The sequence below is a fragment of the Streptomyces aurantiaciflavus genome (assembly GCF_049808595.1).
Lineage (GTDB): Bacteria > Actinomycetota > Actinomycetes > Streptomycetales > Streptomycetaceae > Streptomyces.
Map to the genome: position 1 here is coordinate 46,329 of NZ_JBNCAQ010000022.1, position 14,486 is coordinate 60,814.

At 72.4% G+C, this 14,486-nt stretch carries 11 protein-coding genes; 8 read left to right on the forward strand and 3 right to left on the reverse strand.

The features are described from left to right. The first annotated feature begins 138 nt into the window (after positions 1-138). Positions 139-354, forward strand: coding sequence for an I78 family peptidase inhibitor (locus tag ACPT94_RS25315; RefSeq protein WP_360345352.1), 216 nt, complete (start codon positions 139-141; stop codon positions 352-354). Between the two features lie 170 nt (positions 355-524). Here the strand turns inward: ACPT94_RS25315 and ACPT94_RS25320 are convergent, their stop codons facing one another. Both ACPT94_RS25320 and ACPT94_RS25325 read right to left on the reverse strand, forming a co-directional pair. Further along, positions 525-1,529: a phosphatase PAP2 family protein gene (locus tag ACPT94_RS25320; protein WP_360345354.1), complete on the reverse strand. Its 1,005-nt coding sequence runs from the start codon at positions 1,527-1,529 to the stop codon at positions 525-527. A 239-nt stretch (positions 1,530-1,768) separates the two neighbouring features. Continuing rightward, the gene (locus ACPT94_RS25325; protein ID WP_360345356.1) at positions 1,769-3,073 is read right to left on the reverse strand and encodes a mannosyltransferase family protein; all 1,305 of its coding nucleotides are present in this window, start codon (positions 3,071-3,073) and stop codon (positions 1,769-1,771) included. Positions 3,074-3,329: 256 nt separating this feature from the next. Here ACPT94_RS25325 and ACPT94_RS25330 point away from each other — a divergent pair, with 256 nt between their 5' ends. Further along, positions 3,330-4,931: an MFS transporter gene (locus tag ACPT94_RS25330; protein WP_360345358.1), complete on the forward strand. Its 1,602-nt coding sequence runs from the start codon at positions 3,330-3,332 to the stop codon at positions 4,929-4,931. A 219-nt stretch (positions 4,932-5,150) separates the two neighbouring features. Here the strand turns inward: ACPT94_RS25330 and ACPT94_RS25335 are convergent, their stop codons facing one another. After that, positions 5,151-5,588, reverse strand: coding sequence for a cell division protein SepF (locus ACPT94_RS25335; RefSeq protein WP_360345360.1), 438 nt, complete (start codon positions 5,586-5,588; stop codon positions 5,151-5,153). A 313-nt stretch (positions 5,589-5,901) separates the two neighbouring features. On the opposite strand from ACPT94_RS25335, the gene ACPT94_RS25340 reads away from it, so the two are divergent. The 6 genes from ACPT94_RS25340 (at position 5,902) to ACPT94_RS25365 (ending at position 14,226) form a co-directional block, all read left to right on the forward strand. Next, the gene (locus tag ACPT94_RS25340; protein WP_425246888.1) at positions 5,902-7,071 is read left to right on the forward strand and encodes a DUF5685 family protein; all 1,170 of its coding nucleotides are present in this window, start codon (positions 5,902-5,904) and stop codon (positions 7,069-7,071) included. 634 nt (positions 7,072-7,705) lie between these two features. Next, positions 7,706-9,463 carry an FAD/NAD(P)-binding protein gene (locus ACPT94_RS25345; protein WP_425246889.1) on the forward strand — a complete coding sequence of 586 codons (1,758 nt, stop codon included), beginning with the start codon at positions 7,706-7,708 and terminating at the stop codon, positions 9,461-9,463. Positions 9,464-9,543: 80 nt separating this feature from the next. Then, positions 9,544-10,659, forward strand: coding sequence for an LLM class flavin-dependent oxidoreductase (locus ACPT94_RS25350; protein WP_425246890.1), 1,116 nt, complete (start codon positions 9,544-9,546; stop codon positions 10,657-10,659). After that, positions 10,656-11,447 (forward strand): DUF1684 domain-containing protein, encoded by a 792-nt coding sequence (locus ACPT94_RS25355; RefSeq protein ID WP_425246891.1) that lies wholly within the window; start codon positions 10,656-10,658, stop codon positions 11,445-11,447. The genes ACPT94_RS25350 and ACPT94_RS25355 overlap by 4 nt, the downstream gene beginning before the upstream one ends. 344 nt (positions 11,448-11,791) lie before the next feature. Further along, positions 11,792-12,697 (forward strand): S1 family peptidase, encoded by a 906-nt coding sequence (locus ACPT94_RS25360; protein WP_360345370.1) that lies wholly within the window; start codon positions 11,792-11,794, stop codon positions 12,695-12,697. A 446-nt stretch (positions 12,698-13,143) separates the two neighbouring features. Next, positions 13,144-14,226, forward strand: coding sequence for a S1 family peptidase (locus tag ACPT94_RS25365; protein ID WP_425246892.1), 1,083 nt, complete (start codon positions 13,144-13,146; stop codon positions 14,224-14,226). Positions 14,227-14,486 lie beyond the last annotated feature (260 nt).

Sequence of the window (14,486 nt, forward strand, 5' to 3'; positions counted from 1 at the left end):
GTGACGGTTCGCTGCGTCAGAACCCATGTCGGGGCGACCGAAACGCGCGTCGTGATCCTGTGACAGAAGTGTGACCGGGGTGATCCACATCTCCGGTTCGGGGTTCCCGCGACGGCGCCCTCGGCCTAGCGTGGCGGTATGGCACCGATTCCCACTCCGCCAGCGGAGCCCCAGGACAGTCCGGACGGGTACGTCGGCCTCGAGGCCGCGCGGGCCGAGCACCTCGCCCGGGAACGGGGGTGGTCGACGGTGCGCGCACTGGCGCCCGGAACGATCATCACCATGGAGTACCGCGTGGGGCGGCTGAACTTCGAGGTGAGCGACGGCCGCGTGGTCCGCGCCTGGAAGGGCTGAGGCCGGCCTCGAACGCCCGCCGCGGCATGCCCCGGCCTGGACGGCCCGTTCCGGACCCCGGCACCGGCCCTGACGCCCCGCGCCGACGACGAAGGCCCCGGCTCCTGGACCAGGAACCGGGGCCTTGGCGTGCGGGGCCCGGCTGTGCGTACCGAGGGCCCCGTGGCCGGTCAGCCGCCTGTCAGGGGGCGGGCCGTCGAGGTGGTCGTACCGCGTGGCAGCCGGTCGGAGTGCGGTGGACGGCGGCTGCCGACGGGGGTGACCGGGGTGCGCTCCGAACGGACCGTGTGCGGACCGGGAGCGAGGTAGACCGGCGCCCTGGGCGCACGGGCCGCGGCGGCCTCGTCCTGGGTCGCCGGGCGCGGCTTGAGCGGCACGGGCACCGGGACCGGGGTGGGCGCGGGCACGGCACCGGCGTGGCGGGCGCGCCAGCGGTCGCGCAGGTCGAGGATCCAGACCTCGGCGCGGGCGATCAGCGGCTCGAACCAGGGCAGTGCCAGCAGGATCAGCAGGCCGGCGGCCCAGCCGAGGACCACGTCGCTCAGCCAGTGCGTACCGAGGTAGACCGTGGCCATGCCGACGCCGAGCGAGGTGACCGCGGAGAGGGCGGACAGCCATCTGCGGGCTCTCGGGGTGGAGGCCAGATACGCCAGGATTCCCCAGGTCACGACCGCGTTGGCAGTGTGGCCGCTGGGGAATATATCGCCGCCCAGACCCATCTCGTTCGAGCCGATCGTGGTGGCGTAGTGCGGTCCGAGACGGCCCATGCCGATCTTCGCGGCGCCCACGGTGATGTTCAGCAGCAGTAGCGAGGTGCCGAGCGTGAGCAGCGGGCGCAGGGTGTGCTGGCGCCAGGATCTCCAGCCGAGCCAGGCGGCGACCATCACGGCGGTGGGGCCGCGCTGGCCGAGAACCACGTAGTAGTCGACGAACCAGTGGATTTCGGACCACTGCTGGTACGGCCGGAAGAACATCACCTGCCAGTCGAGGCGGACCAGCCACGAGGTGATCACCACGAGCCACACGATCGCCAGGTAGAAGGCCAGGGTCGAGGCGAACAGCGCGACCCGGTGCCGGCTCATCTTCGGCACATCGATGTGGGTCGGCCGTTCCGGCTCCCGGTCGAGCCTGGCGAACACCCGGTCCAGACGGGTGAGGTTTCGTTTGGTACGCACCCAATCGACGTTACAGCGAGTGAGCTCAGTTCTCGGCCGAATCCACGGGTTTGTGATGACGATGTGATGTGGGATTGCTCTCAGAACGGCGTGAATTCCTCAGGAATCCGCAATCGTTCCAGACGCTTCCCTTCAATTCCTTTGATCGTTTCGAGGGATAGTTTTAGGGGACTTATGAATGAGTTCAGCGGATCCTCGGCCGGTCATTCCCGGCTCGCTCACTGGTAGTACGGAGACGATCATGGTGGACCGGAGCCGTTCAGCCACCAGGCGCCGTACACCGCCGATGCCACGGCGACACCGGCCACCACCAGCGCGGCTCTCGGCGTCCGCAGTCGGGCGAGGGCTTGGGTGAGGGGGAACAGCAGCGGGAACGCGGGCAGCAGCAGGCGCGGTTTCGAGCCGAAGTAGCTCGACGCGCACAGGGCGAGCGCGAGGACGACACCCGTGTACACCAGCAGCGCGAGCGGCTGGCGCTGTCGTACGCAGACGAGATACAGCCAGAGCAGCAGTGCCACGCCGACGAGCAGTCCGAGTCCGGCGAAGGCCGACGGAATTGACGTGAACTTGTCGATGATGAAGCGGGCGAAGGCGTAGCCGCCGTCGAAGCCGTTGCGCCAGCCCGCCTGGACGTCGAGATAGCCGAGGGGGCCCTTGCCGGTGTGGTGGCCGACCCAGAGGACATAGCCGGCGGCGCCGAGAGGCGCGAGAAGGAGACCGAGGGCGCGTTCGGTGACACCTGCGCCCCCTGGGATCGGTTCACGCCCCGGGTCCGGTGCGCGCCGGGGAGGGGCGCCGGAGGACGACCGGGAGGCGCGTACGGCACTCTGCGCGCTCCCTTCCCGGGCCGCGCTCCTGTCTCGCACGAAAGAGACCACACCCGCCACCCACACCGCCGCCACCACGGCGAGCCCCACCGGCCGGGTCAGACCGGCCAGCGACGCCAGCGCGCCCGCGGTCACCCACCGGCCGGTCAGCACCGCGTACAGCGACCAGGCGGCCAGCGCGGTGAACAGCGACTCGCTGTATGCCATCGACTGCACGATCCCGACGGGCAGCACCGCCCACAGCAGAACGGCGCACACCCCGGCCCGCCCGTCTCCCGCCACCACCCTTCCGAGGCCGCGCTCCGCGCCTCCCTCTCTTCGCCCGTACACCTGGTCGGCCACCGCGAAGATCCCCCAGGCCGCGGCGAGCGAGGCGAGCAGGGAGACGGTGAAACCGGCGCCGGCGTACGACAGCGGGGTCGTCGCGTGCAGCAGCCGCTCCAGCCACGGCAGCAGCGGGAAGAAGGCGAGGTTGGAGTGCACGTCGCCGTTCGGCAGACGCACCTCGTAGCCGTATCCCAGCTCGGCGACCCGCGTGTACCACAGCGAGTCCCAGCGAGCCGTCAGCAACGTGTACGCGCTCTTGTCGCGCGCGGCGCTCCACAGGGCGAGGCCGAGCAGGCCCAGGGCGCGGACGGCCGCGTACCCGAGAAGGGCCGGGGCCGCCCGGCGCAGGGCCGCGGAGCCGGGCGCCGCGCGCGTTTCAAGATCGGTCACGGGCTCGATTATCGGCCGGGCGCACCCGGAGGGTGTGCCGGGGTGTACGGGCCGTGAGGAGAGTGGTGTACGCCACACCGTTCCCCCGGGACGGTGAGAGGTCCGCCACGTGGCCGCGCCGCGAACTCGCGTACGCTGCGTGTCACTCGCCGTTCGTCTGCGCGGGCCGGAGACCACCGCTCCTCTCCGGCCGAGTCGCGGGGAGTCCCCACCCCGCGAGCCCGCCGAACCCGAGGAACACCTGGGAGGTACGTACATGTCCGGGACGACCACGGCTGCCGTCGGGCTGCGCCGTCGGGCGGCCGGGGCCGGTGCCAACCGCTGGATCGTGCTCGTGGTGCTGTGCGTCAGCCTGCTGCTGGTCGCCGTCGACGCGACCGTGCTGCACGTCGCGGTGCCCGCCGTCACCGAGGACCTCCGGCCCGGCGCGATCGAGCTGCTCTGGATCGTCGACACCTACCCGCTGGTCTGCGCCTCGCTGCTGATTCTCTTCGGCACGCTCGGCGACAAGGTGGGCCGCCGGAGAGTCCTGCTGCTCGGCTACGCGCTGTTCGGTGTCGCCTCCGCGCTGGCGGCGTTCGCGGGAAGCGCCGAACTGCTGATCGTCGCGCGGGCGCTGCTCGGTGTCGGCGGCGCGATGATCATGCCGGCGACGTTGTCGATCCTGCGGCAGGTGTTTCCCGACCGACGCGAGCGGGCGCTCGCCATCGGGATCTGGAGCGCGGTGGCCGCGGTCGGGGCGGCGGTGGGGCCGTTGCTCGGGGGCTTTCTGCTCGAGCACTTCTGGTGGGGCTCGGTCTTCCTCGTCAACATCCCGCTCATGCTGGTCAGCCTGCCGGTCGGACGGCTGCTGCTGCCGGAGTCGCGGGGTGCGGGGGACGGGCCGTGGGACGTCGTCGGCGCGCTGATGGCCGCCGTCGGGCTGTTCGGCGCCGTGCTGGGCGTGAAGCGGCTGGGCGGCGGGGAGGTGGGCGCGTTCACCCTGGTGCCGCTGGTGGCGGGCCTGGCGCTGATCGTCGTCTTCGTACGGCGTCAGCGGCGGCGGGCGCATCCGCTGGTGGACCTGCGGATGTTCGCCCGGCCGGCGTTCAGCACGTCGGTGGGGTGCATCGTGCTGGCGATGCTGGCGCTGGTGGGGCTCGAGCTGATCGCGGCGCAGTACCTGCAACTGGTGCTGGGGCTGTCCCCGCTGGAGACGGGGCTGCGACTGCTGCCGCTGACCATCGCGGCGATGGCCGCGGGGCTGGCCGGGGCGCGGCTGCTGCGGCGGTTCGGGCCCAGGCGGATGGTGAGCGGGGGATTCTGTCTCACGGCCGCGGCGGTGCTGACGCTGACCGCGATGGGCGAGGCGGACAACGCGGCGCTGTTGCTGTTCGGGTTCGTACTGCTCGGCTTCGGGCTGGAGACGACCCTGTTCGCGGCGTACGAGTCGATGCTGAGCGAGGCTCCCCCGGAGCAGGCGGGTGGGGCCGCGGCGATCGGGGAGACGTCGTACCAGCTGGGGGCCGGGATCGGGATCGCCCTGCTGGGCAGCGTGATGAACGCGGCGTACGCGCCCGGGTTGTCGTCGGTGCCCGGGGTGCCGGCGTCGGCGTCGGCGGCGGCGGGGCATTCGCTGGGGGAGGCCTACGAGGTCGCCGGGCGGCTCGGGGGGCCGGCGGGGGCGGTCCTGCGCCGGACGGCCCGGGACTGTTTCGTGCACGGGCTGCACGTCACCTTGCTGGTGAGCGCGGGGCTGCTGTTGCTGGGCGCGGTGATGGCGTTGCGTCTGCCGCGGGTCATGCAGTGCGAGGTCGAGCCCTGTGCGGTGGAGCTGCCCGGGCCTCGGGAGGTCACGGAGTCCCGCGTCTCGGCCTGACGCCGGGGGATCTCCCGCCACGCGCCGCCGCCCGTGGCCGTCTGTTCCCGTCACGCGGCACGCGACCATCCTCGGGTCGACCACCTCGGGTCGGTGCCGGCCCGTGAGGACCGTGAGGACACCGTCGAGACGCGTCAGCTCGTGCCGGGCGGGGCGCTCACCGGGTTCGGCGCCTCGCGGTGGAGCCCGCCTGAGGCAGGGCCGGTGAGCGGCCCCGCCTCAGCTCTGGTTGAAGAAGCCGTCCGCGCGGTGCGCGGCCGGGTCCCCGTTGACGATCTCCGTGTGGGCGGGGGTGAGCAGGAACACTCGGGTCGACACCCGCTCGATCGAACCGCGCAGGCCGAAGATGAGCCCGGCCGCGAAGTCGACGACGCGCTTGGCGTCGGCGGCCTCCATGGCCGTGAGGTTCATGATGACCGGAACCCCCTCGCGGAACAGCTCGCCGATCGCTCGCGCGTCCCGGAAGCTGTCCGGGGTCACGGTGCCGATCCGGCGGCCCTTTTCCTCGGCCGTGTCGGCGGCGACCTTCACCCGCGGGTCGGTGACCCAGGCGTCACCGGAGTCGGTCCCTTCGGAATAGTCGTCGTCGTAGTAACGCTCGTCATCGTTGTCGTCGACGAGGCCAAGCCAGGCACTCGCCTTGCGTACCGATCCCATGGACGCCTCCTCTCACAGCGGTCTTTCTTCCTTTCCGCATTCCCCATGGTCGTCCATGATGCGGATGTCGCGCCAAGTGGATAGACGCCGCGCGGGGGGTTTGTGACGGTACTGGTGCACAGCCGATCCGTCGAGAGTCCGTGTATCCCAAGGGTCTTGGTGTATACGGCTGCTGACTGTGAGTGAAATATGATTCTTCGCGGCGTACGGGTGACGGCCGGAGCGTACGGGTGAACGGGAGGAACCGTTCCTGCATGACAATCCGTCGATACGATGCGGCAGCTCGACGTCGTATGGATCACGGGGGATCGTCGTGTTCGGAATCGTCAGGCCGTGCCGTCACCGGCTCGGTGAAGGACTGAAGGCCCAGTGGATGGCGCACCTGTGCGGACTGTGCCTCGCGCTGCGCGGGGACCACGGGCAGTTCGCTCGGGTCGTGACCAATTACGACGGCCTGCTGATATCGGTTCTGACGGAGGCTCAGGCCGACGGGCGGGGCGGGGGGCGGCGTACGGCCGGACCCTGTCCGTTGCGCGGGATGCGCGGCGCGTCCGTCGCGCACGGTGAGGGCGCCCGGCTCGCGGCCGCCGTCTCGCTGGTGCTGGCCTCCGCCAAGGTGCGCGACCACGTCGCCGACGGGGACGGCTGGCTGGCCCGGCGGCCGGTGGCCCTGGCCGCGCGCCGGGTCGCCGCGAGCTGGGGCGCGGCGGGGGCCCGTACCGGATCCGCCGTCGGGTTCGACACCGCCGTCCTCGTCGACGCGGTGGACCGGCAGGTCGGCATCGAGACGCTCGCCGGGCCCGGGACGCCGATCCTGACGGTCACCGAGCCGACCGAGACGGCCACCGCGGCGGCCTTCGCGCACACCGCGGTCCTGGCGGGGCGGCCGGGCAACGCCGAGCCGCTCGCCGAGGCCGGGCGCCTCTTCGGCCGGCTCGCCCACCTCCTGGACGCCGTGGAGGACCGGGAGACCGACGCGGCGTCGGGCGCGTGGAACCCGCTCACCGCGACCGGTACCTCCCTGCGGGAGACGCGGCGGCTCGCCGACGACGCCGTGCACGGCATCCGGCTCGCGCTGCGCGAGGCCGAGTTCAGCGATCCGAAGCTGGCCCATGTGCTGCTCGTGCACGAACTGCGGGCCTCCGTCGACCGCGCCTTCGGGACCACCTCGTGCGGGCACGACCGTCCGGCGGAGCAGTACGGGCCGCCGCCGGGCAACCCGTACGCGCCGTCCGGCCCCGGCGGCCCGCCCCCGCCCCCGCAGCCGCCGCACCGCGACCGGCGCGGCCTCCTCGCGGGGTGCCTCGTCTGGGCGGGACTCGCCTGCACGTGCCAGATGTGCTGCGGCGAGTACGACGACCCGTGGACGCGGGAGCGCAAGGAGGGCTTCTGCCACCGCTGCGACGACTGCTCGGACTGCTGCGACTGCTGCGGGAACTGCTGTGACGGCTGCTGCTGCGACGGCTGCGGCTGCGACTGTTAGGGCCTGTTGCGCATGCGCTTACGGGAGCGCGTGGACGTACGCATCGTGTGCGGTCTCCAAGACAGCGAAGAGGTGGGAGAAAGCGCTGGGTGAGGGGAGGGGCGCGCGTGTGAAGGCCGTGCTGGGGAAGGGGAGAACGCGAAAGGCGCCCTGGAGTCAGGGCACGCAGGGCAGTCGGCTCAACAGGAAGAGGACCACACTCGACCGAAGTCGATGTGGGAGCGCGTGACCAGCCACTGCTGTGGATGCATGGGCCAAGTGGAACAGGCATCCGGTTGTGCGTCAACTGACTTGAGACGTACGGCTCACAGTGTGGACGGCCTTGACAGTGCGGGGAAACGCCACCGTACTCTCGGTGGACGGCCCTGCTGAGGGGCTCGGCCGTACCGCGCCGCGCGGCGCACCGGTGTGAAGGCACCCGAACCGTGTTCGACTCGATGTCACGGAGCCTTCGCATGTCCTCCGACACCCTCGCCACAGCCCCCGCCGCACCGGAGCACGCGGACATCCCGCGGACCGTCCCGCACCGCCGCCTCGGACAGTGGGCGACCACCGTCGCCGCCGCCCGGACAGTGATCCGGGGGCGGCCATTCGCGCGGCGGCCGATTCCGCGTCCGGCTGAGGGAGTCGCTCCATGAGGCACTCCCTCGTCGTCGTCGGGGCCGGGCCGCGGGGTACCGGCCTCATCGAGCGGATCGCCGCCAACGCGCCCGAGCTGTACGCCGGTCCGGGCCTCGACATCCACCTCGTCGACCCCCATCCGCCGGGCGCCGGACGCATCTGGCGCGCCGCCCAGTCACCGCTGCTGTGGATGAACTCGCACGCTGAGGACGTCACCATGTTCACCGACGAGACGGTGGACATGGCCGGACCCGTGCGTCCCGGCCCCACGCTGCACGAGTGGGCCGGCATCGACGGCCGCACCTTCGCCGACCGGCAGCTCCAGGGCGCCTACCTGAGCTGGGTGCACGAGCAGGCCGTCGCCGCCCTGCCCCCGCAGGTCGCCGTCCACCACCACCCCCGGCGCGCCCTGCGGATCGGCGGACCGCGCGAGGGGCGTCAGCAGGTGTGGCTGGAGGGCCGCCCCGGGCCCCTGCCCGCCGACCTCGTCGTCCTCACCCTCGGCCACCTCGACGCCGAACTCGACGACGAGCAGCGGATGTTGGCCGCGTACGCGACCGAGCACGGCCTCACGCACCTCCCACCGGACTTCACCGCCGACAGCGACCTGTCCGCGCTGCCGCCCGGCGAACCCGTCCTCGTGCGGGGCTTCGGGCTCGCCTTCGTCGACCTGATGGTGCTGCTCACCGAGGGACGCGGCGGACGGTACGAGGGCGACGCGTACGTCCCCTCGGGACGGGAGCCGGTGCTGTACGTCGGCTCGCGGCGCGGAGTGCCGTACCACTCCAAGATCGGGTACGACTGGAGCGGGGAGCGGCCGCCGTTGCCCCGCTTCCTGGGGCCGGCCGAGATCGACGGGCTGCTCGCGCGGCCGGGGGGCTTCGACTTCCGGCGCGATGTGTGGCCGCTGGTGGAGAAGGAGCTGGGGTTCGCCCACTACCACCGGCTGTTCACGGCCCACCCGGAGCGGACCGCGATCGCCTGGACCGACTTCGAGGAGAAGTACGCCGCCGCCGACGGGGCCGTCGAGCGGGAGGCCCTCGTCGCGTCCGCCGTGCCCGATCCGCGCGACCGGCTCGACCTGGCCGCGCTCGACCGTCCGCTGGACGGGGTGCGGTACGGATCCTTCGAGGAGTTCCAGGAGGGGCTGCGCGGGTACGTCGAGGACGACCTGGGACGCCGTCATGACCCCGAGTACAGCGCCGACCTGGCCGTTTTCCTGGGGTTGCTGTCCGTCTACGGGCAGCTGGTGCGGCTCGGGGACATCGGGTCCTGGTGGCACGGGTTCTTCAGCCACCTCGCGTCCGGGCCGCCCGGGCCCCGGCTGCGGCAACTGCTCGCGCTGTCGCGGGCGGGGGTGCTGAAGTTCGTCGGCGCCGACATGGCCGTACGGGCCGAGGACGGGGTGTTCCGGGCGTCGAGTGCCACCGTGCCGGGGTTCTCCGTGGCGGCGCGGGCGCTGGTCGAGGCGCGGCTGCCCGAGCCGACGGTCCGGCGCGCCCGCGATCCGCTGCTGCGCGGGCTGCACGAGGACGGCGCCGCCGAGACGGCGGACGGGCTGCTGCGGGTGGACCGCCTCGACGGGCGGCTCCTGGACCGGGCCGGCCGGCCGCACCCGCGGCGCTTCGCGCTCGGGCCGCACACCGACGGCCGTACGCCGGGCGCGTTCACCCGGCCGCGCACGGGCGGGCCCGCCTTCCGGCAGAACGACGCCACCGCGCGGGCCGCCCTGGTCTTCCTGCGCGACCTGGCCGATCACGCCGTCGCGTGACCGCCGCCCACCGACTCCCCACGGGCCGTTGTGACCGGAGCCGCCCAGCCGCTGTGAACCGGAGAAAGGGTTCTTCGCAGATGACTTCCTCACCCGGCCGGGGCCTGCTGCACCTGGCCGCCGCCGTCGACCGGCCCGGGGTGTACGACGCCGGCCCCTACGTCGAGCTGGCGCGGCTCGCCGAGCGCGGCGGGCTCGACTTCGTCACGCTGGACGACAGCTTCGCCCGCCCCGGGCTCGACGCGCCGTCCGTGCTGGCCCGGGTGGCGCCCGCCACCCACCGCGTGGGCCTGGTGCCCACGATCACCACCACGCACACCGAGCCCTTCCACGTCCAGGCCGCCGTCGCCACCCTCGACCGGGTCAGCCGGGGCCGGGCCGGCTGGCGGATCGACGTGTCCACCACCGAGGGCGAGGCCCGCCTCTTCGGCCGCCGGAGCTTCCCCACTCCCGGCCCCGCCGGGGCGGGGGGACGCCCGTCTCCGCTGGACGCGCTGTGGGAGCAGGCCGGTGAAGTCGCCGACGTGGCCGCAAAGTTGTGGGACAGCGGGGAGGACGACGTCGAGATCCGGGACGTGACGACCGGCCGCCTCGTCGACCGGGGCAAGCGGCACCACGTCGACTTCACCGGCTCGGCCGTCACGGTGAAGGGGCCCGCGATCGGGCCCCGGCCCCCGCAGGGCCACCCCGTGCGCGTGGTCGACGCCACCGCGCGCCACGCCCGTCCCACCGCCGCCCGGTACGCCGACGTGGCGCTCGTACGGGCGGCGAGCTCCGACCAGGCGCGTGCCGCACGCGACCAACTGCGCGCCGGGGCAGCACAGCACGGCCGGGACCCGGACTCCCTGCTGGTTCTGGCGAGCCTCCTGGTCGACCTCGGCGACGGGGAGCACGCCGCCCAGCCCGGCCACGGTGGCGGCGGCCCCCGGCCGAGCGCGCAGGGCCCGCTCTATCGCGGCGGCCCCGTCGACCTCGCCGAGCTGATCACCTCCTGGCACCAGGACGGCACCGCCGACGGCTTCCACCTCACGCCCGTCGAACCGCGCCGCGACCTGGAACGGCTGGTCAACGGCACGGTCGCGCTGCTCCAGCACCGCGGACTGTTCCGCACCTTCTACCCGGGCAGCACCCTCCGGGAGCACCTGGGGCTGGCCCGTCCCGCCCGCCCGCACACCATGACAGGAGACACCCCATGACCGTACGGCCCTCCGGCGCATCCGATGCCTGGAAGCAGTGGCACGAGCACCGTGTCGAGACCGTGTCGGAGCCCTACGGGCCCCTCGCGCTCACCGGCACCCACTGGCTGGAGGACTATCCGGACGGGCGACTTCCGGACATCCCCGGGACCTGGGTGGCCGAAGAGGACGGAGTGGTGCTCACCGCGGTCGAGGCCGACGGGCTGACCGTCGACGGGAAACCGTTCGGCGGGGAGGTGCGGCTCGCCGCCGACCACGGGCCGGTCGGCGCGGCCCGGGTCGCCCACGGTGAGCGGCGACTGGTCGTGCTGGTCCGCGAAGGCGTGTGGGGGGTGCGGGACTTCGACCCGGACGCCGAGGCCAGGCGCCGGTTCCGGGGCATCGAGGCCACCCCGTACGACCCGCGCTGGTCGGTGCCGGGGCGCTTCACTCCGTACGACGAGGGCCGGACCGTGCGGGTGCCGAACGCCGACGGGCGGGAGCGCGGGCTCGGTCTCGGCGGGGAGGTGGCCTTCCGGCTGGACGGGCAGGAACTCACCCTCCAGGTGAGTGTGCAGGGCGACGGCTCGCTGTGGGCGGTGTTCGCCGACACCACCAGCGGGGACGGCAGTTACCGGTTCCGGTTCCTGTACCCGGTCGCGCCCGACGCCGAGGGGCGCACGACCGTGGACTTCAACCGCGCCCAACTGCCGCCGTGCGCCTTCGCCGACCACTTCGTCTGCCCCTTCCCGCCGCCGGGGAACACGCTGTCCGTCGGGATCGGGGCGGGGGAGCGCAACCTGGTCTGAGGTCGGGCAAGGAGGGGGATGACGGGGCCGTCGAGGGGGAGGAGGGGGCCGGGCAAGGAGGGGACGACGGTGCCGTCAAGAGGGGAAGAGGGAGCCGTCAAGGGGTGAGAGGGCCCGGCAAGGGGAGCGACAGGCCCGGAAAGGGCCTCACATTCCGCGGATCGTTCAAAGGTTGACGGCCGAAAGGCACCCTTGCGCCGACCGTCCGTTCGGCCGAATACTCCCCCTCAGCGCTTGTCAGGGCCACGGCGGGTTCGGAATCCGGACAGCCGGTGGCCCTCGACTGCGCCTCACGGGCCCCGACCCCACGCGGGCCCCCGACTTCCCCTGGGAGGGAACGAAAAGTGAGGATCAAGCGCACCACCCCCACCAGCGGCATCACGAGACGGACCCGGCTCACCGCCGTCGCCACCGGCCTCGTCGCCGCGGCCGCCATCGCCATCCCCCACGCGAGCGCGGCCGACGCCACCCCCTTCAGCGCCGCCGAACTCAAGAGCGCCAGCGGCTCGGTGCTCAAGGCCGACATCCCGGGTACCGCCTGGGCCGTCGACAGCAAGACCAACCGGGTCGTCGTCACCGTCGACAGCACGGTGTCCCAGGCCGAGATCGCGAAGATCAAGCAGCAGGCCGGCGCCAACGCCGACGCCCTCACGATCAAGCGGACCGAGGGCAAGTTCCAGAAGTACATCGCGGGCGGCGACGCCATCTATGCGAGTAGCTGGCGCTGCTCCCTCGGCTTCAACGTCCGTGACAGCGCGGGCAACTACTACTTCCTGACCGCCGGTCACTGCACCGACGGCGCCGGCACGTGGTGGTCCAACTCGTCCCACACCACGACGCTCGGCACCACGGCGGGCTCCAGCTTCCCGACCAACGACTACGGCATCGTCCGGTACACCAACTCGTCGGTGACCAAGTCGGGCACCGCCGGCAACACCGACATCACCAGCGCGGGCACGCCGAGCGTGGGCACCACGGTGACCCGTGACGGTTCGACCACCGGTATCCACAGCGGCCGCGTCACCGCGCTGAACGCGACCGTCAACTACGGTGGCGGCGACATCGTCTACGGCATGATCCAGACCACGGTCTGCGCCGAGCCCGGCGACTCCGGCGGTTCGCTCTACGGCACCAACGGTGTGGCCTACGGTCTGACCTCCGGCGGCAGCGGCAACTGCACCTCCGGCGGTACGACCTTCTTCCAGCCCGTGGTGGAGGCTCTGAACGCGTACGGCGTCAGCGTCTTCTGATCGGCCTGAGGGTTGTCGAGCCCCCGCACGCTGTCTGCGTGCGGGGGCTCGGTGTTGTGCGTGTGGGTGGGGGGTGAGTGTGCGTGCGGGTGTGAGTGCCCGGCGCGGGTGGTGGGGTGTGGGTTGCGGTGGTGCCGGTGCGGGGTGCGGTGGTGGGGGGTGCCGGTGAGTGCGGTGGGGCTTGCGTGGAGGTGAAATCGAGTCAGGACTAGACCTCACCGCCCCGTGCTTGGTTACTCACGCGTAGCGTTTGCAGTGCGAACTTTCCTGGCGTGAACGGGGTGGTGAAGGCGTGGAGGGCGCGCGGTGGTCACCGTGTGCGCGTCCTGAAGTCGACCTTGTGTGCTCCCTTCGGGGTTCGGAAGAGTGGGCGCCCGTCAACCAGCCTTCCGGCCCTGTACGGTCCCCACAACCGTCCGGGCCGACCCCCCACAGGAGGACGCGAGTTGAAGCACCGACGCATATCCAGGCGGCGGGCCGTCATGGCGGGAGCGGGCATCGCCGCCCTCGTCGCCGCGGGAGTCACCTTCCAGACTGCGAACGCGAGTGAGACCCCGCAGGCTCCGGAGCCTCGGCTCCTCACGGCCCTGGCGGCCGGAAAGCTCGCCTCGACACTCGGTCAGGACCTCGGCGCGGACGCGGCGGGCGCCTACTACGACGCCAAGGCCAAGAGCCTCGTGGTGAACGTGCTCGACGAGGCCGCCGCGAAGACCGTCGAGGCGGCCGGCGCCAAGGCCAGACTGGTCGAGAACTCCCTCGCCGAGTTGAGGAGCGCCCGTGGGGTGCTCAAGAACGACGCGACGATCCCCGGCACCTCCTGGGTGACCGATCCGACGGCCAACAAGGTCGTCGTCACCGCCGACCGCACGGTCTCCGACGCCGAGTGGGCCAAGCTCACCAAGGTCGTCGAGGGCCTCGGCGCCAGGGCGGAACTGCAGCGTACGAAGGGGGAGTTCAAGCCCCTCATCGCGGGCGGCGACGCCATCACCGGGGGCGGCGGGCGCTGCTCGCTCGGCTTCAACGTGGTCAAGGGCGGCGAGCCGTACTTCCTGACCGCCGGTCACTGCACCGAGTCCATCTCGACCTGGTCGGACTCCTCCGGCACCCGGATCGGCACGAACGAGACCTCCAGCTTCCCCGGCGACGACTACGGCCTCGTGAAGTACACCGCCGACGTCGATCACCCGAGCGAGGTGAACCTCTACAACGGCTCCGCGCAGACGATCACCGGCGCCGCCGAGGCCACCGTCGGCATGCAGGTCACCCGGAGCGGCTCGACGACCCAGGTGCACTCCGGCACGGTCACCGGTCTGGACGCCACCGTGAACTACGGCAACGGCGACATCGTGAACGGTCTCATCCAGACCGACGTCTGCGCCGAGCCCGGTGACAGCGGCGGTTCGCTGTTCTCGGGCAGCAGCGCGATCGGCCTCACCTCCGGCGGCAGCGGCGACTGCACCTCGGGCGGGGAGACGTTCTTCCAGCCGGTGACGGAGGCGCTGTCGGCCACCGGTACGCAGATCGGCTGACGGCTCGATTCGTACGGCTCGTGTGAGCCCCGCCCCTGCTGTGTGCGCGAGGGGCGGGGCTTTCGTGTGCGGTGCCTGCGGCGGCCTGTGCGGGTTCGGTGGGGGCCCGTGTGGCGCCTGGTCGTGGGGGGTGGGTCGGGGCCGCGCCGGGGGGGGGGCGGGCGCCGGGGGCCCCCCCGGGTGGGGGGGGGGGGGGGGGGGGCCGGTGGGGCGCGGGGGGGGGGGGGGGGGGGGGGGGCCGCGCCGGGGGGTGTCCGTCC

Bases quoted from the DNA above. Each gene is read 5' to 3' on its own strand.
- ACPT94_RS25350 (WP_425246890.1), top strand. From the start codon at position 9,544: ATGACTTCCTCACCCGGCCGGGGCCTGCTGCACCTGGCCGCCGCCGTC.
- ACPT94_RS25355 (WP_425246891.1), top strand. From the start codon at position 10,656: ATGACCGTACGGCCCTCCGGCGCATCCGATGCCTGGAAGCAGTGGCAC.
- ACPT94_RS25315 (WP_360345352.1), top strand. From the start codon at position 139: ATGGCACCGATTCCCACTCCGCCAGCGGAGCCCCAGGACAGTCCGGAC.
- ACPT94_RS25335 (WP_360345360.1), bottom strand. From the start codon at position 5,588: ATGGGATCGGTACGCAAGGCGAGTGCCTGGCTTGGCCTCGTCGACGAC.
- ACPT94_RS25330 (WP_360345358.1), top strand. From the start codon at position 3,330: ATGTCCGGGACGACCACGGCTGCCGTCGGGCTGCGCCGTCGGGCGGCC.
- ACPT94_RS25345 (WP_425246889.1), top strand. From the start codon at position 7,706: ATGAGGCACTCCCTCGTCGTCGTCGGGGCCGGGCCGCGGGGTACCGGC.